Consider the following 18437-nt stretch of genomic DNA (forward strand, 5'->3'; position numbering starts at 1 on the left):
TCTGTCATTACAAAGCTCCTGAATCAGACCATATACCGGGCCATCAACCAATAGCCCATAAATCCGAATCACGTCACCGCCAGGACATGCCCCTGGATTGGGCCCCTATGCCCACAGAAAAGCGTATTTGCCTCAGCGGGACAGTGACGGATCTGAATTGAGTCGCCGATTAAACGTCAATCAGGCGAACTGCCTGGCGCGAATCAATTGTTGGAATAAATCCGATGCCTTGGTGCTCTGTGATCCACTTCCGAGTCAGCTCTATATCGAAATACCGGCCGTGGGTTTTCATCAGCACAAGCGCCGCACCCGTAATTCGACAATGCCCACAGCTCGGACAGATTCCTTCCTCGTATTCACCATCAGTTTCAACGACCGCCGCAGTTTCACCACAAATCAAGCAAGTCATGAACTACTCCTTTTGGCTTTACCAAATCCCCCAGCGGGACGATGAACTGCAATCCCAACGCGTAATCGACCCGAGTGGCGGCCAGGGCTGGTGAGCTTGCCTAGTTTGCTTCTTTCACCGCACTGAGAAACGCGCACGTGCGTTCCTGCTGCGGGTGTTCGAAGATTTGCGCCGGGGTGCCCTGCTCGTGAATCTGCCCTTTGTAGAAAAAGCACACACGATCAGCGAACTCACGGGCGAAACCCATTTGATGCGTCACCATCAGCATGGTCAGGTTGTGTTCGGTGCCGAGCTTGCGGATCACGTTGAGCACTTCACCGCACAGTTCCGGGTCGAGGGCGGAGGTCACTTCGTCGAACAGCATGACTTTCGGGCGCATGGCGAGTGCCCGGGCGATCGCCACCCGTTGTTGTTGACCACCGGACAACTGCGATGGGTAATGCCCGAGCTTGCTGCCCAGACCCACCAGTTCCAGCAAGTCTGCTGCACGTTCACGGGCCTCGGTCGGTTTCATGCCGAGCACCTGCACCGGCGCCTCGATAACGTTTTGCAACGCTGTCATGTGAGGGAACAGGTTAAAACTCTGGAACACCATGCCGATCTTGCCACGCACTCGGCGGATGTGCCGGTCATTGGCGGGCACCAATACACCGTTGCGATTGGGCATGTGGGTCAGCAAGTCATCCTCAATGCGAATCAGTCCGTCATCGATGCCTTCGAGTGTCATCAGTACCCGCAGCAGTGTGGATTTTCCGGAGCCGCTGGGGCCGATGATCGCGACTTTTTCACCCGGCGTGACGTCTAGGTTCAAATGATCGAGCACGGTAAAGTTGCCGTAGCTCTTGGTAACGTCCTGGAAGCTGACGATCGGCTTTACCGGTTTGGTTTTCTGCATGGCCGTGGCCTCTTGCGGATGCAGCGGGGTCGGGTTGCTGTGCCTTGAAAGGTCACCGGGTGTCGACAGTGGGGTAGTCATTAGCGTAGCTCCAGGCGCACTTCAAGGCGCCGTACCAGATAAGCCAAAGCGATGCTTAGGGCGAGGAAAAACAGACCGACCATGGTGATCGGCTCCAGATAGCGGAAGTTCTCGGAGCCGATGTTCTTGGCCTGTTGCATGATTTCCACCACGGTAATCGCCGACAGCACCGGCGTATCCTTGAGCATTGCCACCAGATAGTTACCCAATGGCGGCAGGATCGGCCGCAGGGCCTGCGGCAGGATTATGTTGCGATATGCGCTGTACGGGGCGATGTTCAGCGCCGTGACTGCTTCCCATTGTGCGCGCGGCACCGCATCGAGGCCGCCGCGATACACCTCGGCGATGTAACAGGCGTAATGCAGGCCGATACCCAGAATGCCCACTTGCATGGCGGTCATGCTGACGCCGTAATTGGGCAGCACGTAGTAAAGGAAATACACCTGGATCAGCAGTGGCGTACTGCGAATGAACTCGATCACAGCGGTGGTCGGCCACGACAGCCAGACTCTGCGGCTCCGTCGGCCGATAGCCAGGAACAGTCCCAGCACAATGGCGATCAGGAAACCGATCAGGGTAATGCCCACGGTGTTGAGCGAGGCGCGCAGCAAATCGGGAAGGATATGCCAGGCATAGGTCCAGTCGAACAGTGTCATGACAGACCTCCACGCAACCGCCCGCGAGCCAGATGCTGCTCAATGCGGCGCATGCCGATGTTGATGGCTTGCGCCAGGATGAAATACATCACCAGCGCCAGACTGAAGATTTCCAGGGTCTGGAAAGTGGCCTGATCCAGTTGACGAGCCCTGAAGCTCAGGTCTGACAGGGTGATCAACGACACCAGCGAAGTATTTTTAAGCAATTCGATCAGCAGGTTGGTACCCGGCGGTATAGCGGCCAGCAACGCCTGCGGAAGAATGATGCGGCGAAAGCGTTTGTAGCCGCTGAAGTTGAGTGCCGTGGACGCTTCGTATTGACCCTTGGCGACGGAGCTGATCGCACCGCGCATCACCTCGGCGCCGTAAGCACCAATGTGCAAGCCTAGGCCGACGATGGCCACGCTGTAGGGGCTCAGTTCAAGGTTGAAGGGCGGCAGCGGCAGCACAAAAAACAGCCAGAACAATTGCACCAGTAACGACGTGCCGCGAAACACTTCAATGTAAGCAATGGAAAACCAGCGCAATGGCCGCCAGGGCGACATGCGCCCCAGGGCCGCGAGAATCGCCGCGACAATCGCCAGCAGCGAACCGAAGATCGTCACCTGGAGCGTCACCCAAGCGCCTTGTATCAATAGCGGAAGTAATTCACCCATGGTTTAAACCTGTCCATCCGGGTTAAGCAGGGAAATAGGCATCGCGCCGTGGCGCCATGCCTGTTTCGACTATTGAGCGCAGAGCTCGGCAGCCGTTTTGCTTGTCACGTTGGATTTGTCAAACCCGAAAGGGGCAACTGCCTTGAGGTGCTCTTCGGAACCCAACCATTTTTTCAACTCGGCGTTGACCGCATCGCGCAGGTCTTTGTCTTCCGGACGGAAGGCGAGAGCACCGTATCCAATGTGTGACGGGTCATCCTTGAACTCGGTGACTGCTTCAACTTTTTCACCACCCTTGGCGGCCAAACCTTTCATGGTCAGTTGAGTACCCACTGCCGCATCGGCACGACCGGCGCGCACGGCTTGCAACTGGGCGGTGGTGTCCGGTACTTGGAGGATTTGCTCATCCTTTACACCCGAGTCGCGGGCATAGCCCAGGTTCACCGTGCCGGCCATGATTGCCAGCTTCACCTCGGGATTCTTGGCGATGTCTTCGTAACTGTGCAGCCCCTTCGGGTTGCCTTTGGCCGTAAGCAGCGCGTCTGGCAGTTGATACTGCGGATCGGTAAACAGCACCTGCTTGCAGCGAGCCGGCGTGATGTACATGCCGGCGGCAATCACGTCGAAGCGCCCGGCGCGCAGACCCGGGATCAACGAGCCCCATTCGGTCAACACGCCGTCAACCTGTTTGATGCCCATTTTGGCAAAGATGGCTTTGGCGATTTCCGGTGATTCACCGGTGACCCTGCCGTCGGTTTCGGTAAAGGCGAATGGGGTTTCGTTGGCATAACCGATACGGATGCTGCTGTTCTGTTTGACGGTTTCCAGTGTCGTAGCGGCTTGGGCGCCGGCGGCTAGGCCGAACATCGCGCAAGCTATGAACAGGTGACGCAATGCATGGGTGCTGCGGGAAGGGAAATTGCTCATCGATAAAATCTCCTGTTTCTTGTTGACCCGTCGGTGACGGCTCTGTGGTAGGAGGCAGTGTTACAAGAGCAAAGCGTACAAGGACTGATCTCATGGAGCTGGGCGCAGTCCGGTACAGGTCGATTGATTTTGTTGTGGGCTTTAAGGTGCCCGCTGTCGACCTTGAGCCGAGCATACAAAAGCGCTGAGCATCATTGTATTGCACTAGGACAATTGCATTGCATGGATACTAGCGCGATGCTGTCCCGACGAGCACAGACCCGAGTTTTAGCGCTGATGGACAAATGGAAAGCGGCACTGGATATCGCCCGCAGTGGCGAGTCAAAGTACAAGATTCTGGTGCAGGCGATTGCCGATGATATCGAGCAGGGTGTCTTGGCCAATGATCAGCGCCTGCCACCGCAGCGGCATGTTGCCGATACCATGGGCATCAGCGTGCAGACGGTCACCAACGCCTATAAAGAGCTGGAGCGTCAGGGGCTGGTGCGTTGCGAAGTCGGGCGCGGCAGTTTTGTGTCGCGGCGCATGAGCGATCGAGTGGCTACCTATATTCTCGATAGCCCCGAACGGGCCCTGGTGGATTTTTCCATCGCGCGGATCCTGCACACCCGCGAGCACGACCAGTTCTGGCGTGACACCTGTCTCGAACTCAGCACGGAAGAGGATCAGCCGTGGATACACGCATTTCGTCCGATTGCGGGTTTCGAGTCGCACCGCGAAGAGGCCACGCACTGGATCGGACGGCAAGGACTGCGGGTCGAGCGTGATGACATCCTGATTACCAACGGCGCCGCTCACGGCATCTTCCTTGCGCTGGCGTCTCTGGCCGGTCCCGATGATGTCGTGCTCTGCGAAGGGATCACCGATCACGGGGTAATCGGCAACTCTCAGGTATTGGGATTCACCCTCAAAGGCCTGGAAATGGACCGCTATGGCATAGACCCGGAACACTTCGAAGACATGTGCAGCAATGAGCGCATCACCGCGCTGGTGTGCACGCCCAACCTGAACAACCCGACCACCAGCCTGATGCCCGACAGTCGTCGGCGGGAGATTGCCGATATCGCCCGGCGTTTCGGTGTGCACATCATTGAAGACGATGTATACGGGCCGTTGCTGGATGAGCATCGCGCGCCGCCAATCAGCCATTACCTGCCGGAGTTATCGTTCTATTGCACTAGCATGACCAAGTCAGTGCTGACCGGTTTGCGCATCGGCTATTTGGTAGTGCCCAAGCGACTGGCGTTGCGCACCGAAAGTATCTTGCGGGTCAACAGCTGGATGGCCACGCCCATGGTCTCCGAAATCGCTGCGCGCTGGATTCGTGACGGTCGCGCCGACACGCTCGTGCGATTGCAGCGCAAACTGTTGGCCGGCAGGCAGGCGATAGTCAGCAAATACCTGGGCGAGCACCTGCTCGGCCAGCATCCTCATGCACTGAACGCGTGGGTTGGCATTCCAATACACTGGGAGGTCGACAGCCTGGTGCGGGCCTTGCGTCACCGGCACATCGCTGTCGCATCGCCTGATCCGTTCACCGTGCGTGGAACGCCGCGAGCTCGAGCGGTGAGGGTGTGTGTCGGCGCCGAATGCAGCGACGAAGAAATGCGTGATGCATTGATAAGCATGCGCGAGATATTCGGGCAGTACCCGCAAATCCATGATTTTTGACCGGGAAAAAGTCCGCAAAAAAGTTTGTCGGATAAATTGCCCTAGTACATTCATTACGACAATCCAGTCCTCTTAGACTGCGCCCAACACCACAGTCGGGACGCGGTCATGTCAACGTTGCAGCTACATGATGTTTACCTCGCTCGCCAGCGCATCGAATCGCTTGTCCGGCGTACCCCCTTGGAATACTCGCCCAGCCTTTCGCAACGATTGGGCGTGGCGGTGTACCTCAAACTCGAATCCCAGCAAATCACCGGCAGTTTCAAATTGCGCGGCGCGAGCAATGCCGTGGCGCAGCTCAGCGCCGAGGAGAAAGCGCGTGGCGTGGTGGCGGCGTCGACCGGTAATCACGGTCGTGCTCTGGCGTATGCCGCTTCCCGGCAAGGCGTGAAGGCGACGATTTGCCTGTCGCATCTGGTGCCGGCGAACAAGGTTCAAGCCATTCGTGATCTGGGCGCCGAGGTATGCATCGTCGGCCAGTCTCAGGACGACGCCCAGCGTGAAGCCGAACGGATCGCCAACGAGCAAGGCGCGACATTGCTGCCGCCGTTCGATCACCCGACCATCATCGCCGGGCAGGGCACGCTGGGGCTGGAAATCCTCGAACAGCAACCGGACGTGGTGCAAATTCTCGTGCCGTTGTCCGGCGGCGGTTTGTTTGCCGGGGTTGCGCTGGCGATCAAAAGCGTCAGCGCGAACATCATCACCCACGGCATCAGCATGCAACGCGGTGCAGCCATGCACGCCAGCCTCGCAGCCGGGCATCCGGTGGAAGTCGAAGAGCTGCCGACCCTGGCCGACTCGCTCGGCGGTGGCATCGGCCTGAACAACCGTTACACCTTCAACATGACTCGCGATCTGTGTGACCACCTGCATTTGCTCAGCGAGACTTCCATCGCCAATGCCCTACGCCATGCCTATCGCGAAGAGCGTCTGGTGCTGGAAGGCGCGGCCGTGGTCGGGATTGCCGCGTTGCTTGATGGATTGATTGAGCCGCGCGGGCCGATCGTGGTGGTGGTCAGCGGCCGTAACGTCGACATCGATCAGCACCTGCGCGTCCTCGCGGGCGCAGATGCGTGAACCCCAACAATAACGACTGAATGGAGTGCCGCATTGATGAGTGACATCACCTTATTGAGCGAAGCGGATCTGCGTGCCTGCGTAGCACTAGACCTGCCGAGCATCGAAGCCATCGAACAAGCCTTTGTGCTGCTGGCCACAGCAGCGGTGGCAATGCCGCCGATCCTGCGTCTGGACATCCCCGAGCACAATGGCGAAGTGGACGTGAAGACTGCGTACCTGCCGGGCCTGGAGCGTTTTGCGATCAAGGTCAGTCCGGGTTTTTTCGACAATCCGAAACTCGGCCTACCGAGCCTCAACGGCATGATGATGTTGCTGTCGGCGCGCACCGGTTTGCTCGACGCCTTGCTGCTGGACAACGGTTATCTGACCGCCGTACGCACAGCCGCGGCGGGCGCCGTGGCGGCTCGCGCCCTGTCGCGGGTCGACAGTCGCAGCGTGGCGCTGATCGGTGCCGGCGAGCAGGCCGCGTTACAGCTTCAGGCATTGCGCCTGGTGCGACCGATTGAATCCGTTCAAGTCTGGGCACGTGATAGCGCCAAGGCTCAAGACTTCAGCGCTGAACTGGCGCGCGACAGCGGCCTGACGGTCACGCCTTGCGCGAGCATCGACGAGGCCATGACCGGCGTGGACATTGCGATCACCTGCACCCCGAGCCGCGAACCCTTGATCGAAGCGCGCCATCTGCACCCCGGCTTGCATATCACAGCCATGGGCTCGGACGCCGAACACAAAAACGAAATTTCCCCCCAGGCGCTGGCGCAGGTCGACCGCTACGTGGCGGATCGCTTGAGCCAGACGCGAATCCTCGGCGAGTTGCATCACGCTCTGGCGGCCGGCGCTATTACCGACGAATCGGGCTTGGCCGAATTGGGGCAAGTGCTCGCAGGCCAGCGCCCAGGTCGGACCAGCGAGGCGCAAGTCACCTTGTGCGACCTCACCGGCACCGGCGCCCAGGACACCGCCATGGCCAATCTGGCCTTCGAGCGCGCGCGCTCGGCCGGCAAGGGTTTTCAGTTCGGCAGCTAATCCACTTTTTTCATCCGTGCGTCATTTATCAGAGGGCATGTGCATGTCTCAGATAGTCATCAATCTCCCGTTCGAACGGGAGGAATACGCCCAGCGTCTGGCCAAGGTTCGAGCGGCCATGCAGATTCAGGGCATCGAGCTGTTGCTGGTCACCGATCCGTCGAACATGGCCTGGCTGACCGGCTATGACGGTTGGTCGTTTTACGTTCACCAATGCGTGTTGTTGGCGCTCGACGGCGAGCCAGTCTGGTTCGGTCGCGGGCAAGACGCCAACGGCGCCAAGCGCACGGTGTTCATGCAGCACGAGAACATCGTCGGTTACCCGGACATCTACGTGCAGTCCCGGGAACGCCATCCGATGGATTACCTGTCGCGGGAAGTCATCAGTGCCCGGGGTTGGGACGCGCTGACCATCGGCGTGGAAATGGATAACTATTATTTCAGCGCCGCCGCGTATTTGTCGCTGCAGAAAAACCTGCCGCAGGCCAAGCTGATCGACGCGGTCGGGTTGGTGAACTGGCAGCGGGCGATCAAGTCGCCCCAGGAAATCGCTTACATGCGCATCGCTGCGCGCATCGTCGAAAACATGCACGGGCGGATCCTCGAACGAATCGAGCCGGGCATGCGCAAAAATGAACTGGTGGCTGAAATCTACAGCAGCGGGATCCTCGGCGCTGACGGTCATGGCGGCGATTACCCGGCCATCGTGCCGCTATTGCCCACGGGTGCCGACGCCAGCGCGCCGCACCTGACCTGGGACGATTCGCCGTTCGAAAAAGGCGCCGGGACCTTCTTTGAAATCGCCGGTTGCTACAAGCGTTATCACTGTCCGCTGTCGCGCACGATCTATTTGGGCAAACCTCCACAGCACTTCCTCGACGGCGAAAAAGCGGTGGTCGAAGGCATCGCCGCGGGACTGGAAGCAGCCAAACCGGGCAACACCACCGGCGACATCGCTGTGGCGTTTTTCAAAGTGTTGGAGAAATTCGGCATCCACAAGGACAGCCGTTGCGGCTACCCGATCGGGATCAGCTATCCGCCAGACTGGGGCGAACGCACCATGAGCCTGCGTCCCGGCGACACCAGTGTGTTGCAACCGGGCATGACGTTCCACTTCATGCCGGGCCTGTGGATGGACGATTGGGGACTGGAGATCACCGAAAGCATTTTGATCACTGAGACCGGTGTCGAGACACTGTGCAATGTGCCACGCCAACTGTTCGTGAAGGATTGAGCCATGAGCGATTTACCTGACAATCCGATCAATGCCACGGTGGACTTTGCCCGCGAAGGCGTGCAGCACGGATTCCTCAAATTGCCGTATTCCCGGGACGATTCGGCCTGGGGCGCGGTGATGATTCCGGTAACGGTGATTCAGCGCGGCCAGGGTCCGACTGCGCTGCTTACCGGCGGTAACCACGGTGACGAATACGAAGGCCCGGTGGCGCTGAGCAAGCTGGCGCAGGGCCTGACGGCCGCCGAGGTAACGGGGCGGGTGATTATCGTCCCGTTCATGAACACCCCGGCGTTCCATGCTGGTCGGCGCACGTCGCCGATCGACAAGGGCAATCTCAATCGCAGTTTCCCCGGTAAGCCGGACGGCACCGTGACCGAGAAAATTGCCGATTACTTCAATCGGACTCTGTTGCCCTTGGCCGATATCGTGCTGGACATCCATTCCGGTGGCCGCACCCTGGATTTCCTGCCTTTTGCAGCCTGTCATGTGCTGCCCGACAAAAAACAGCAGGCTCAATGCGAAGCCGGCATGCGCGCTTTCAATGCGCCTTACAGCATGCGCATGCTGGAGCTCGATGCAGGGTCGATGTACGACACCGCCGCCGAGCGTCAGGGCAAAGTCTTTGTCACGACCGAACTGGGTGGCGGTGGTTCGTCCACGGCGCGCAGTGTGGCGATTGCCGAGCGCGGGGTGCGCAATCTGCTAGTGCATGCAGGGATTCTTGAAGGTGAGATCCAGCCCGCGGAGTCAATCATGTTAGGCATGCCCGATGCCACTTGCTTCATCGATAGCGAACACGATGGCTTGCTGGAAATGTGCCGCGATCTGGGCGACAACGTGAGCAAGGGAGAAGTGATTGCCCGCGTTTACGACGCTACCCGTAGCGGCGTCGCTCCGGTGGAATATCGCGCGGCCCGCAGCGGGCTGCTGGCGGCGCGCCACTTTCCAGGAATGGTGCAGTGCGGCGATATCATTGCAGTCATCGCCGATGTATTGACCTGACCCCAACCCCTGTGAAAGTGAGCTTGCCCGCGATGGCGGCGGCACATCCAGCATCGATGTGACTGACATACCGCATTCGCGGGCAAGCCCGCTCCCACAGGTTCTGCCACAATTTTCAATGCCCGGAGGTCCTCGGACCATGCACAAGCTCGATCGCTATGACCTGAAAATCCTGCGAATCCTCGCCGAAGATGGTCGGATCACCAAGTCGAGCCTGGCCGAGGCGATCAATCTCTCGGTGACCCCGGCGTGGGAGCGGGTTCGCAAGTTGGAGTCGCTAGGGCTTATCAAGGGCTACCGGGCACAGATCGACTGGAACGCGGTGTTCAAAGGCCAGCAGGTGCTGGTGGAAATCACCCTGGCCCGACACACCGCCCAGGACATGCGGCGGTTCGAGCAACGCATGAACGAGGCCGCCGAAGTGGCATTCTGTTACGCCACCGGTGGCGGTGTTGATTACATGGCGATGATCCAGGCGCCGGACATTGACCATTACCAGCGGTTTATCGACCAGTTGTTGCTCGATGACCTGGGCATTGAGCGCTACTTCACCTACATCGTCACTAAAACCATCAAGACCGCGGGTGCCTTGCCGGCCGAGGTGGCGCAAGAACCATAAATCGGGGCAAAACCTTCACCGCAAAAAGTCCCTGTTTACCGGCGTTCAATCAGAAAAAACCTATGGTTACACCCCGCCAAACGCCAAATCATCTTGGCTGCGCTGCCCTAGCATGGATTCACGCACACGGTTTGGAGTGAACGCCATGACATACAAACATCCGCTGTTGTTCAAAGCACTTTGCTACGTAGACGGCCATTGGGTCCACAGTGACAGCGGCCATAGCGTCGCCGTGCACAATCCGGCCGATCAGAAGTTAATCGGTCATGTGCCGATGCTCGATCAGCCTCAGATCATCGCCGCCGTAGATGCCGCACACCGGGCGTTTTCAGCCTGGCGTGAACAAAGCCTCGATGACCGCGGAACGATTCTGCGGCGCTGGGCGGCGTTGATCCTTGAGCATCAGGAAGACCTGGCGCGGATTCTCAGCCAGGAACAAGGCAAGCCCCTGGCCGAGTCCCGCGGCGAAATCGCCTACGCCGCCAGTTTCATTCCATGGTTTGCCGAAGAGGCGCGGCGCCTTTACGGGCAGAACATCCCCAGCCATATCCCCGGCGCGCATCTGGGCACGATCAAGGAACCGGTTGGCGTCTGTGCACTGCTGACGCCGTGGAATTTTCCTTCGGCGATGATCACCCGCAAAGCCGCCGCCGCATTGGCCGCCGGTTGCACTGTGGTCATCAAACCGGCCCACGAAACGCCTTACTCGGCGTTCGCGTTGGCGCAATTGGCGGAAGAAGCAGGCTTCCCCGCCGGCGTGTTCAACGTGGTGCTGGGCGAACCGCAAATGACCATGCAAACCCTGGTGCAGGACGCTCGCGTGCGTTCGGTCAGCTTCACCGGCTCGACCCGGGTCGGCAAGTTGGTCCTGCAAGCGGCAGCCCAGGATGTGAAGAAGGTATCGCTGGAATTGGGCGGCAATGCGCCGTTCATTGTCTGCGCCGATGCCGATCTGGAGCTGGCGGTGAAAGTCGCGGTAGAGGCCAAGTTCCAGACCTCCGGCCAGGATTGCTGCGCGGCCAATCGGATTATGGTCGAACGCTCGATTTATCCGGCGTTCCTCAGCCGCTTTGCCTCTGCGGTGCGCGAACTGCGGGTCGGCCCCGCGCTGGTGGGTGATCAAGAGCAAAGCGTCGACATCGGCCCGCTGATGCATCAGGCCGCCTTCGATGTGACCGTCGAGCGTGTGGCTGATGCGCTGAAGCTGGGCGCGCAACGTCTGGTGGGCGGCGAAGCGCATGCCCTCGGCGGATTGTTCTATCAGCCGACGGTGCTGGCCGACGTTACGCCGCAGATGCGTATCTACCGCGAAGAAAATTTCGCGCCGATTGCTGGCGTCATGCCTTTCGCCACCCTCGAGCAAGCCATCGAAATGGCCAACGACACCGAATACGGTCTGGCTGCCTACATTTGTTCCAACCGCTTGGACCTAATCTACCCCCTGATTCGCCGCCTCGACCACGCCATGGTCGCGGTCAATGGCGTCAAGTTCACCGGCCATCCGATCCCGTTCGGTGGCATGAAAGCCTCGGGGCTGGGCCGCGAGGGCGGTACCGAGGGCTTCGAAGCCTTTGTCGAAACCAAATACTTTTGCCTGCACCATCAAGGCCAGTTCTAAGGAGATCCGCCATGAGCCAAAAACTCGATTCGTTGTTCGAACAAGACCGTGCGCACTTCATGCACCCGTCAACCCATGCCCATGACCACGCCAGCGGCACGCTCAAGGGACGCATCATCAAGAGCGCGTCAGGCATTCGTATCCGCGACCACGAAGGCCGCGACTTCATCGACGCCTTTGCCGGGCTGTACTGCGTGAACATCGGCTACGGGCGCACCGAAGTCGCCGATGCGATCTACAAGCAGGCAAAGGAGCTGGCCTATTACCACACCTATGTCGGGCACTCAACCGAAGCGATCATCGAGCTGTCGAGCCGCATCATCGACTGGGCGCCGGAGGGCATGAAGAAGGTCTACTACGGCCTGTCCGGTTCCGACGCCAACGAAACCCAGATCAAACTAGTGCGTTACTACAACAACGTATTGGGTCGCCCGCAGAAGAAGAAAATCATCTCCCGTGATCGCGGTTATCACGGTTCAGGCATCATGACCGGCAGCCTGACCGGCCTACCGACTTTCCACCAGCATTTCGACCTCCCGGCCGAAGGCGTTAAACATACCATTTGTCCGCACTGGTACCGCAAGGCACCGGCAGGTATGGATGAAGCCACTTTCGTGCGCTATTGCGCCGACGAGCTGGAGAAAATGATCCTGGCCGAAGGGCCGGACACCGTCGCCGCGTTCATCGGCGAACCGCTGATGGGCACCGGCGGCATCATCGTTCCGCCGGCCGGCTATTGGGCCGCCATACAAGCGGTGTTGAACAAATACGACGTGTTGTTGATCGCCGACGAAGTGGTCTGCGCCTTCGGTCGCCTGGGTTCGAAGATGGGCAGTCGGCGCTATGGCATGCGTCCTGACCTGATCACCACGGCCAAAGGCCTGACCAGTGCCTATGCGCCTTTGTCAGCAGTGATTGTCGGTGAAAAAGTCTGGGACGTGATCGAAAAAGCCTCCGAATCTCAAGGTGCCATGGGACATGGCTGGACGTACTCCGGGCATCCGATCTGCGCGGCGGCGGCCCTGGCCAACCTCGACATCCTGGAGCGGGAAAACCTGACGGCCAACGCAGAGAATGTTGGCAGCTATCTGAATCGTCGATTGCGGGAAGTATTGGAAGGTCATCCACTGGTGGGCGAAGTGCGCGGCGACGGCATGCTTGCCGCGGTCGAGTTCATGGCCGATCGTGAGCAACGCACACCATTCGATGCTGCGTTGAAGGTCGGTCCGAAAGTATCGGCAGCCTGTCTTGAACGCGGAATGATTGCCCGAGCGATGCCCCATGGCGACATTCTCGGTTTTGCACCACCGTTGATCTTGACCGAGGAGGAGGCCGACCTGATTGTCGACATCACCAAAAGTGCGGTCGATCACGTGGCCAGCGAGATACTGGGCTAAGCCTTACCGCTCCCCCCCAAAAAACCGCTCGATCCTTCACCGTTCGGGTGGTTTTTTGTATCGCAAGTTTGGTCTTGTTGTGAACAAACTGCGAAGAGAAGATTGTGATTACATAAACTCATTTTGGGAGTAAGGGGAGCCGGAGATGCACTGTTGAAGGCCCATCGAATGACTGCTTCTGGCCGACTCCAGCCAGTTCGCACTCAGTTAGCGCTGCTGAAAAGCAGCCATTCGATCGAAAAAAATCTCAACCACACATTACCGCAATGACATCAGCACCAAGGAGGTTCGTCCCATGTCATTGCAGTGCCCTCGCTGTCACTCCCCCAAAGTCGCTTCTTTCCATCACGCCATGAAGGCCGGCGCTGCTATCGGCGCGGTCGGTGGCATCGCACGTGGCGTTAGCGCTGCTCTGGCTGGCGGCAAGGCCGGCGCAGCGCTCGGCGTAATTGCCGGCCCTGTCGGTATAACCCTGGGCTCGGTATCCGGTGCCATTCTCGGCGGTCTTGCCGGAGGCGTCGGTGGCTGTGCGCTCGGTGCCCAGCTCGGTGAGTCGCTCGACCGCCACGTCCTGGCCCATAACCTCTGCCTGCTCTGCGGTCACCGCTTCAACCTGCCGGCCTGACCCGGCTCTTTCTCTCCTCTTATTTCTCGTCCGGTCGGTGCTGCGCCTGGCGCGGCGTTTTATGCCGACCTGCACCCAAAGGAATCACTCTCATGGCACATCTCGTCGAAACCATGGCCTACGCTGGCGCTACTCCGTGGCACGGCCTGGGCAATCAGCTGACTCAGAAACAGCCCATCGAAGTCTGGCAACGCGAAGCCGGCATGGACTGGCAGATCCTCGAAAGCCCGGTGCATTTCAAATCAGAAGTCGCCGGGCATCTGGGCGCTATCCACTCCTTTCCCGAGCAGAAGGTGCTCTTCCGCTCCGACACCAAGGCGCCGCTGTCGGTGGTCTCGCAGCGTTATCACACCGTGCAGCCTCGGGAAGTTCTGGAGTTCTACAGGGATCTCACCGAGGTCTCCGGCTACGAGTTGGAGACCGCTGGCGTGCTCAAAGGCGGACGCAAGTTCTGGGCGCTGGCGCGTACCGGGCAAGGCGCTGCGCTCAAGGGTAACGATCAGGTGAATGGCTACCTGCTGCTGGCCACTTCCTGCGACGGAACCCTGGCCACCACGGCAACGCCGACCACAGTGCGCGTGGTGTGCAACAACACCTTGACCATCGCCCTGGATGGCACCAGCCGGGCAATCAAGGTACCGCACAACACCCGTTTCGATCCCAAGGTGGTGAAGAAGCAGCTCGGCATCGCCGCCTCGCAATGGGACGACTTCATGTACCGCATGCGCGTGCTGGCCGAGCGCAAGGTTCAGTGGCATGAGGCCCTGGGCTTCTTCATGAACGTGCTGTGCGAGACCAGCCCGACCGGCGCCTTGCCGGAGCAACTGCCCAACGAGCGCGCCCTGCGCAAGGTCCAGGAGCTGTACGAAGGCCGTGGTCGCGGTAGCCAGCTGGACTCGGCGCGCGGCACCGCCTGGGGCCTGCTCAACGCCGTGACCGAATACGTCGACCACGAGCGCCGTGCGCGCAGCAACGAGTACCGCATGGACTCGGCCTGGTTCGGCCAAGGCGCGCAGATCAAGCAACGCGCCATGGATGCCGCGCTGCAGCTCGCCGCTTAACCCTTACTCACATCAACCCTCGCGCCCGGTCAGCCTTGTGCTGGTCGGGCGTTTTTATGTCTGCAGGTGAATCCCATGAAAGCAACGTCATTGAACAGCAGCACCGGCAAGAAACGCCCTGCCCTGCGCCTGGTCAGCACCAAGGAGCTACCGCGCGAAGACTGGCTGCAGATCCGCAAGCAAGGTATTGGCAGTTCGGACGCTGCCGCAGCCGTAGGACTGAACCCCTACAAGTCGCAACTGGAGCTGTGGATTGAAAAGACCGGGCGTGATGCCGGCATGCCGAAGGCTGATCCTCAGGATGAGGAAAGCCCTATGTACTGGGGCAACGTGCTGGAGCCCATCGTGGCCTGGCATTACAGCAAGCGCACGAAGAACAAGGTACGGCGCATCAATGCCGTGCTCCAACATCCGGATCCGGAGCTGCCCTGGATGCTGGCCAACATCGACCGCGAGGTGATCGGGGCGGACGACGTGCAGATCCTCGAATGCAAAACAGCCGGCATAAACGGGGCACGCCTCTGGAAGGAGGGCGTGCCGGAGTATGTGCAGCTGCAGGTGATGCACCAGCTCGCCGTCACCGGCAAGCAGGCGGCGGATGTGGCGGTACTGCTGGGTGGCCAGATGCTGGAGATCCACCGCATCGAGCGAGATGAGCAGATGATCGCTCGGCTGATCGAGCTGGAGCGAAAGTTCTGGCACTACGTGGAAACCGACACCCCACCGCCGGCCGATGGCACCGCCTCCGCTGAATCAGCCCTGCGCTGCCTCTACCCGGAGGACAACGGCCAGGTCATCGACCTCAGCCAGCATGCTGGTCTGTCAGCGGCTTACATCGAGCTGAAAGCCGTGCGTCAGTCGATTGCCGACAAGGAAAAACGCGAGGCCGAGCTCAAGCAGATGCTGCAGCAGGCCATGGGCGATGCCAGTCGGGTGGAATTCTCCAGCGGCTACGTCAGCTGGCGCAAGGCCAAGGACAGCATCGGTCTCGATGTCGCTCAGTTGCTCCAGGACAAGCCCTACCTGCAGGCCAAGTACCCGCTGCTGAAACCCGGTGCGCGCCGTTTCCTGGTCAGCTGATTTCCGTCTCCATCAACTCTTCCCTCCCCTTGGCCAGTCCATGCAGTTCGCGCTGCGTAGCTGGCCTTTTTTCATTTCCAGGAGAGCCATCATGCTCAAAGGTTTAGCTATCACCCCGCCGGTGCTCGGCCGCATCTCGATAGGCAAGGTCGTCGAGAAGAACGGCAAGCGCCTGCCGGAAAAGGATGACCAGTTCACCATCACCTCACAGGTGCAAGGCAAGGACGGCTGGCTGCTCCACCCGCTCAATGACGAGCTGCGCCAGAGCAAGGACGACAAGCTGCGCAACATTCCGGTACGCCTGCTGTTCAACGAGCCGGAACTGAATTTCCGCGCCGACTACACCTTGTTCGACCGCCAGTCCGGGCGCCCGCTCTGCGTCGGCAATGGCGAAACCTGCAGGCGCGTCACCCAGGACGGCATGCAGACACTGCCCTGCCCTTCGCCGGATGCCTGCCCGCTAGCCAAAGGCAATGCCTGCAGGCCCTACGGCCGGCTGAACGTGATCATCGGCGACGACGATCCGCTGGGCAGCTTCGTGTTCCGCACCACCGGCTTCAACAGCATCCGCACTCTGGCGGCTCGCCTGCATTACTTCCAGGCCATCTCCGGCAACCGCCTGGCCTGCCTGCCGCTGGAGCTGCGTCTGCGTGGAAAGTCCACCCGGCAAAGCCATGGTACGCCGATCTTCTACGTCGACCTGACGGTACGCGGCGGTATGGTGATGACGGAGGCGCTGCAGGCCGCCAATGGGCTCGATGCACAGCGGCAAGCAGCAGGCTTCGATCAGGCCGCCTTGGATGAAGCGGCGCAGCGTGGCTTCGGCAATGGCGCCTTCGAGGACAGCGAGGAAGACTCTGGTGCCATCGCCGAAGAGTTCTACCCCGCCGAGGAAAGCCAATCTCCATCCCCCAACACCTCCCAGCGCTCTGCGAAAGCCAGCCTGGCCGAGAAGCTGGACGCACAAGCCCAGCGCCACACCCCACCGATCGATAACCATCAAGGAGCCCACCATGCGCCTGCACAAGCTGAAGGCCAGTGAATCGACCGGCACCTACCTGGTCGATTCACCGGTCACCGAAACCGACATCCTGCTGATGGCCCGCCAGTTGGCGAGTCTGCGCCTGCGCCGGGGGCGAGCACTGACCTCACCGAAGGAAGTGTTCGGCCACCTGCAGGCGCTGCTGGGCGATTACGAGCATGAGGTATTCGCCCTGCTTCTGCTCGACAGCCGGCACCGGGTGATCGTCTTTCATGAACTGTTCCGGGGCACCCTGGACAGCGCCAGCGTCTATCCCCGAGAAGTCGTCAAGGCTGCCCTGGAGCACAACGCCGCGGCAGCCGTGCTGGTCCACAACCACCCTTCCGGTGATCCGGAACCCAGCCAATCAGATCTCACCCTGACCCACAAACTGCGGGAGGCCCTGAACCTAGTCGGGGTGCGAACGCTGGACCATATCGTGGTGGGCCAGGAGGGCTGCGTATCGCTGGCGGAACTGGGCTACCTGTGAGGAGAACACGACGATGAAGCTACTGCGGATCTTTGCTGCCGTGTTCCTGTTCGCCGGCATCCTCGCGGGCTGCCTGGCCCTTCTGCTGCTGGTACTTCTGATGGTGCGCTTTCCACCACTGCTGATTGCCGTGGTGCTGGCATGCTGGATCGTCAATCGGTTGCTGAAATCTTCACGAGGAGCACCTCGGTAAGCGGCATCATCAGTATGGGCAGTCGCAAGGCTGCCCATACTGGAACAGGAGTATTTTCTTTTTTCCCCTGTTCATCGGGCAATGCTGAATTTCTGGCAGTGTTTGACCAAGCCTCGCAGCCTTATGACGAACAGAGAACCCTGGGCCGCATCGGCCAAGCAGACGAGATTGGGGCCGCCGCGCTCTTCCTGGCGAGCGATGCGTCGAGCTACGTCAACGGCGCCGAACTGTTCGCGGACGGCGGCGCCTCCCAGACCTGAGCAGGCCACCAACCATTCGCTCCGGTTAACGCCGACCCTTAGGTGGATTTCTAAGGAAGCTGCATCGGTGTAGTGCTGGTGCGGATGCTGGACCGTCGCCGTGGTGTCGTGTTGCCGGTGCGGGTATACGTAGAGCCTCCAGGCGGAACCCCGGTAGCGTGTAAGGACTGACGCAAAGGGATCAGCAGATAGGCCATGCTCTAGGTGCCGCTGCGTACACATACATTCTTGGCACCGAACAAGTTCATTTGCTGGATCGGCCGCGACCTTTGCTATGGCGGCATTGTCCTCACGCTGGCCGGCGACGTTGCTTCTGGCGACCTTGGGAGACGGACCAATGCGGCGCCCGCGGCCAATGTGAGCTTGACCTACCTAACTTCAACTTCCTTAGGACACTCTGATGGATGAATTTTCTGGTTCGTTAATCGAT

20 protein-coding genes are annotated in these 18437 nt (G+C 59.9%); 15 read left to right on the forward strand and 5 right to left on the reverse strand.

What is annotated here, in order from left to right; genetic code table 11:
- Positions 1 to 169: 169 nt before the first annotated feature.
- From ACOKS3_RS26280 to ehuB, 5 genes are all read right to left on the reverse strand, one after another.
- Positions 170 to 409, reverse strand: coding sequence for a hypothetical protein (locus tag ACOKS3_RS26280; RefSeq protein ID WP_017736581.1), 240 nt, complete (start codon positions 407 to 409; stop codon positions 170 to 172).
- 100 nt (positions 410 to 509) lie between these two features.
- Entirely contained in the window at positions 510 to 1304 is a 795-nt protein-coding gene (ehuA, locus tag ACOKS3_RS26285; RefSeq protein ID WP_017736582.1) for an ectoine/hydroxyectoine ABC transporter ATP-binding protein EhuA, read from the reverse strand.
- An 80-nt stretch (positions 1305 to 1384) separates the two neighbouring features.
- A complete protein-coding gene (ehuD, locus tag ACOKS3_RS26290; RefSeq protein WP_017736583.1) occupies positions 1385 to 2041 on the reverse strand; it encodes an ectoine/hydroxyectoine ABC transporter permease subunit EhuD in 657 nt (218 codons plus the stop codon).
- Positions 2038 to 2697, reverse strand: coding sequence for an ectoine/hydroxyectoine ABC transporter permease subunit EhuC (gene ehuC / locus ACOKS3_RS26295; RefSeq protein ID WP_019818793.1), 660 nt, complete (start codon positions 2695 to 2697; stop codon positions 2038 to 2040). The genes ehuD and ehuC overlap by 4 nt, the downstream gene beginning before the upstream one ends.
- Positions 2698 to 2766: 69 nt before the next feature.
- The gene (ehuB, locus tag ACOKS3_RS26300) at positions 2767 to 3624 is read right to left on the reverse strand and encodes an ectoine/hydroxyectoine ABC transporter substrate-binding protein EhuB (protein WP_017736585.1); all 858 of its coding nucleotides are present in this window, start codon (positions 3622 to 3624) and stop codon (positions 2767 to 2769) included.
- 276 nt (positions 3625 to 3900) lie between these two features.
- On the opposite strand from ehuB, the gene ehuR reads away from it, so the two are divergent.
- From ehuR to ACOKS3_RS26375, 15 genes are all read left to right on the forward strand, one after another.
- On the forward strand, positions 3901 to 5295 hold the full coding sequence (ehuR, locus tag ACOKS3_RS26305) for a MocR-like ectoine utilization transcription factor EhuR (protein ID WP_017736587.1): 1395 nt from the start codon (positions 3901 to 3903) through the stop codon (positions 5293 to 5295).
- Positions 5296 to 5403: 108 nt separating this feature from the next.
- Positions 5404 to 6375 carry a hydroxyectoine utilization dehydratase EutB gene (gene eutB / locus ACOKS3_RS26310; RefSeq protein WP_019818796.1) on the forward strand — a complete coding sequence of 324 codons (972 nt, stop codon included), beginning with the start codon at positions 5404 to 5406 and terminating at the stop codon, positions 6373 to 6375.
- Between the two features lie 36 nt (positions 6376 to 6411).
- The gene (gene eutC / locus ACOKS3_RS26315) at positions 6412 to 7404 is read left to right on the forward strand and encodes an ectoine utilization protein EutC (protein ID WP_017736589.1); all 993 of its coding nucleotides are present in this window, start codon (positions 6412 to 6414) and stop codon (positions 7402 to 7404) included.
- 43 nt (positions 7405 to 7447) lie between these two features.
- A complete protein-coding gene (gene doeA / locus ACOKS3_RS26320; protein ID WP_019818799.1) occupies positions 7448 to 8638 on the forward strand; it encodes an ectoine hydrolase DoeA in 1191 nt (396 codons plus the stop codon).
- A gap of 3 nt (positions 8639 to 8641) precedes the next feature.
- Positions 8642 to 9643, forward strand: coding sequence for a N(2)-acetyl-L-2,4-diaminobutanoate deacetylase DoeB (doeB, locus tag ACOKS3_RS26325; protein WP_017736591.1), 1002 nt, complete (start codon positions 8642 to 8644; stop codon positions 9641 to 9643).
- 139 nt (positions 9644 to 9782) lie between these two features.
- Positions 9783 to 10262 (forward strand): Lrp/AsnC family transcriptional regulator, encoded by a 480-nt coding sequence (locus tag ACOKS3_RS26330; protein ID WP_017736592.1) that lies wholly within the window; start codon positions 9783 to 9785, stop codon positions 10260 to 10262.
- Between the two features lie 145 nt (positions 10263 to 10407).
- Positions 10408 to 11880 carry an NAD-dependent succinate-semialdehyde dehydrogenase gene (locus tag ACOKS3_RS26335; RefSeq protein WP_017736593.1) on the forward strand — a complete coding sequence of 491 codons (1473 nt, stop codon included), beginning with the start codon at positions 10408 to 10410 and terminating at the stop codon, positions 11878 to 11880.
- An 11-nt stretch (positions 11881 to 11891) separates the two neighbouring features.
- Positions 11892 to 13277, forward strand: a complete 1386-nt coding sequence (locus ACOKS3_RS26340) for an aspartate aminotransferase family protein (protein WP_017736594.1) — start codon at positions 11892 to 11894, stop codon at positions 13275 to 13277.
- A 295-nt stretch (positions 13278 to 13572) separates the two neighbouring features.
- Entirely contained in the window at positions 13573 to 13902 is a 330-nt protein-coding gene (locus tag ACOKS3_RS26345) for a hypothetical protein (RefSeq protein WP_074059157.1), read from the forward strand.
- Positions 13903 to 13994: 92 nt separating this feature from the next.
- The gene (locus ACOKS3_RS26350) at positions 13995 to 14963 is read left to right on the forward strand and encodes a DUF932 domain-containing protein (RefSeq protein WP_422763620.1); all 969 of its coding nucleotides are present in this window, start codon (positions 13995 to 13997) and stop codon (positions 14961 to 14963) included.
- 75 nt (positions 14964 to 15038) lie between these two features.
- Positions 15039 to 16043, forward strand: coding sequence for a YqaJ viral recombinase family nuclease (locus ACOKS3_RS26355; protein WP_019818805.1), 1005 nt, complete (start codon positions 15039 to 15041; stop codon positions 16041 to 16043).
- 91 nt (positions 16044 to 16134) lie between these two features.
- Positions 16135 to 17085 carry a recombination directionality factor gene (locus tag ACOKS3_RS26360; RefSeq protein WP_017736598.1) on the forward strand — a complete coding sequence of 317 codons (951 nt, stop codon included), beginning with the start codon at positions 16135 to 16137 and terminating at the stop codon, positions 17083 to 17085.
- Complete coding sequence (gene radC, locus ACOKS3_RS26365; RefSeq protein WP_017736599.1) at positions 17057 to 17554, forward strand: RadC family protein; 498 nt, start codon at positions 17057 to 17059, stop codon at positions 17552 to 17554. The genes ACOKS3_RS26360 and radC overlap by 29 nt, the downstream gene beginning before the upstream one ends.
- A gap of 13 nt (positions 17555 to 17567) precedes the next feature.
- Positions 17568 to 17747, forward strand: a complete 180-nt coding sequence (locus ACOKS3_RS26370; RefSeq protein WP_017736600.1) for a hypothetical protein — start codon at positions 17568 to 17570, stop codon at positions 17745 to 17747.
- Positions 17748 to 17761: 14 nt separating this feature from the next.
- Entirely contained in the window at positions 17762 to 18007 is a 246-nt protein-coding gene (locus ACOKS3_RS26375) for an SDR family oxidoreductase (protein WP_256203226.1), read from the forward strand.
- Positions 18008 to 18437 lie beyond the last annotated feature (430 nt).

The sequence above is a fragment of the Pseudomonas sp. HS6-2 genome (assembly GCF_049325675.2).
Classification (GTDB): domain Bacteria; phylum Pseudomonadota; class Gammaproteobacteria; order Pseudomonadales; family Pseudomonadaceae; genus Aquipseudomonas; species Aquipseudomonas putida_N.

Excerpts from the sequence above, each read along its gene's own strand:
- ACOKS3_RS26280 (WP_017736581.1), bottom strand. The coding sequence starts at position 409 with ATGACTTGCTTGATTTGTGGTGAAACTGCGGCGGTCGTTGAAACTGAT.
- ehuA (WP_017736582.1), bottom strand. The coding sequence starts at position 1,304 with ATGCAGAAAACCAAACCGGTAAAGCCGATCGTCAGCTTCCAGGACGTT.
- ehuD (WP_017736583.1), bottom strand. The coding sequence starts at position 2,041 with ATGACACTGTTCGACTGGACCTATGCCTGGCATATCCTTCCCGATTTG.
- ehuC (WP_019818793.1), bottom strand. The coding sequence starts at position 2,697 with ATGGGTGAATTACTTCCGCTATTGATACAAGGCGCTTGGGTGACGCTC.
- ehuB (WP_017736585.1), bottom strand. The coding sequence starts at position 3,624 with ATGAGCAATTTCCCTTCCCGCAGCACCCATGCATTGCGTCACCTGTTC.
- ehuR (WP_017736587.1), top strand. The coding sequence starts at position 3,901 with ATGGACAAATGGAAAGCGGCACTGGATATCGCCCGCAGTGGCGAGTCA.
- eutB (WP_019818796.1), top strand. The coding sequence starts at position 5,404 with ATGTCAACGTTGCAGCTACATGATGTTTACCTCGCTCGCCAGCGCATC.
- eutC (WP_017736589.1), top strand. The coding sequence starts at position 6,412 with ATGAGTGACATCACCTTATTGAGCGAAGCGGATCTGCGTGCCTGCGTA.
- doeA (WP_019818799.1), top strand. The coding sequence starts at position 7,448 with ATGTCTCAGATAGTCATCAATCTCCCGTTCGAACGGGAGGAATACGCC.
- doeB (WP_017736591.1), top strand. The coding sequence starts at position 8,642 with ATGAGCGATTTACCTGACAATCCGATCAATGCCACGGTGGACTTTGCC.
- ACOKS3_RS26330 (WP_017736592.1), top strand. The coding sequence starts at position 9,783 with ATGCACAAGCTCGATCGCTATGACCTGAAAATCCTGCGAATCCTCGCC.
- ACOKS3_RS26335 (WP_017736593.1), top strand. The coding sequence starts at position 10,408 with ATGACATACAAACATCCGCTGTTGTTCAAAGCACTTTGCTACGTAGAC.
- ACOKS3_RS26340 (WP_017736594.1), top strand. The coding sequence starts at position 11,892 with ATGAGCCAAAAACTCGATTCGTTGTTCGAACAAGACCGTGCGCACTTC.
- ACOKS3_RS26345 (WP_074059157.1), top strand. The coding sequence starts at position 13,573 with ATGTCATTGCAGTGCCCTCGCTGTCACTCCCCCAAAGTCGCTTCTTTC.
- ACOKS3_RS26350 (WP_422763620.1), top strand. The coding sequence starts at position 13,995 with ATGGCACATCTCGTCGAAACCATGGCCTACGCTGGCGCTACTCCGTGG.
- ACOKS3_RS26355 (WP_019818805.1), top strand. The coding sequence starts at position 15,039 with ATGAAAGCAACGTCATTGAACAGCAGCACCGGCAAGAAACGCCCTGCC.
- ACOKS3_RS26360 (WP_017736598.1), top strand. The coding sequence starts at position 16,135 with ATGCTCAAAGGTTTAGCTATCACCCCGCCGGTGCTCGGCCGCATCTCG.
- radC (WP_017736599.1), top strand. The coding sequence starts at position 17,057 with ATGCGCCTGCACAAGCTGAAGGCCAGTGAATCGACCGGCACCTACCTG.
- ACOKS3_RS26370 (WP_017736600.1), top strand. The coding sequence starts at position 17,568 with ATGAAGCTACTGCGGATCTTTGCTGCCGTGTTCCTGTTCGCCGGCATC.
- ACOKS3_RS26375 (WP_256203226.1), top strand. The coding sequence starts at position 17,762 with ATGGGCAGTCGCAAGGCTGCCCATACTGGAACAGGAGTATTTTCTTTT.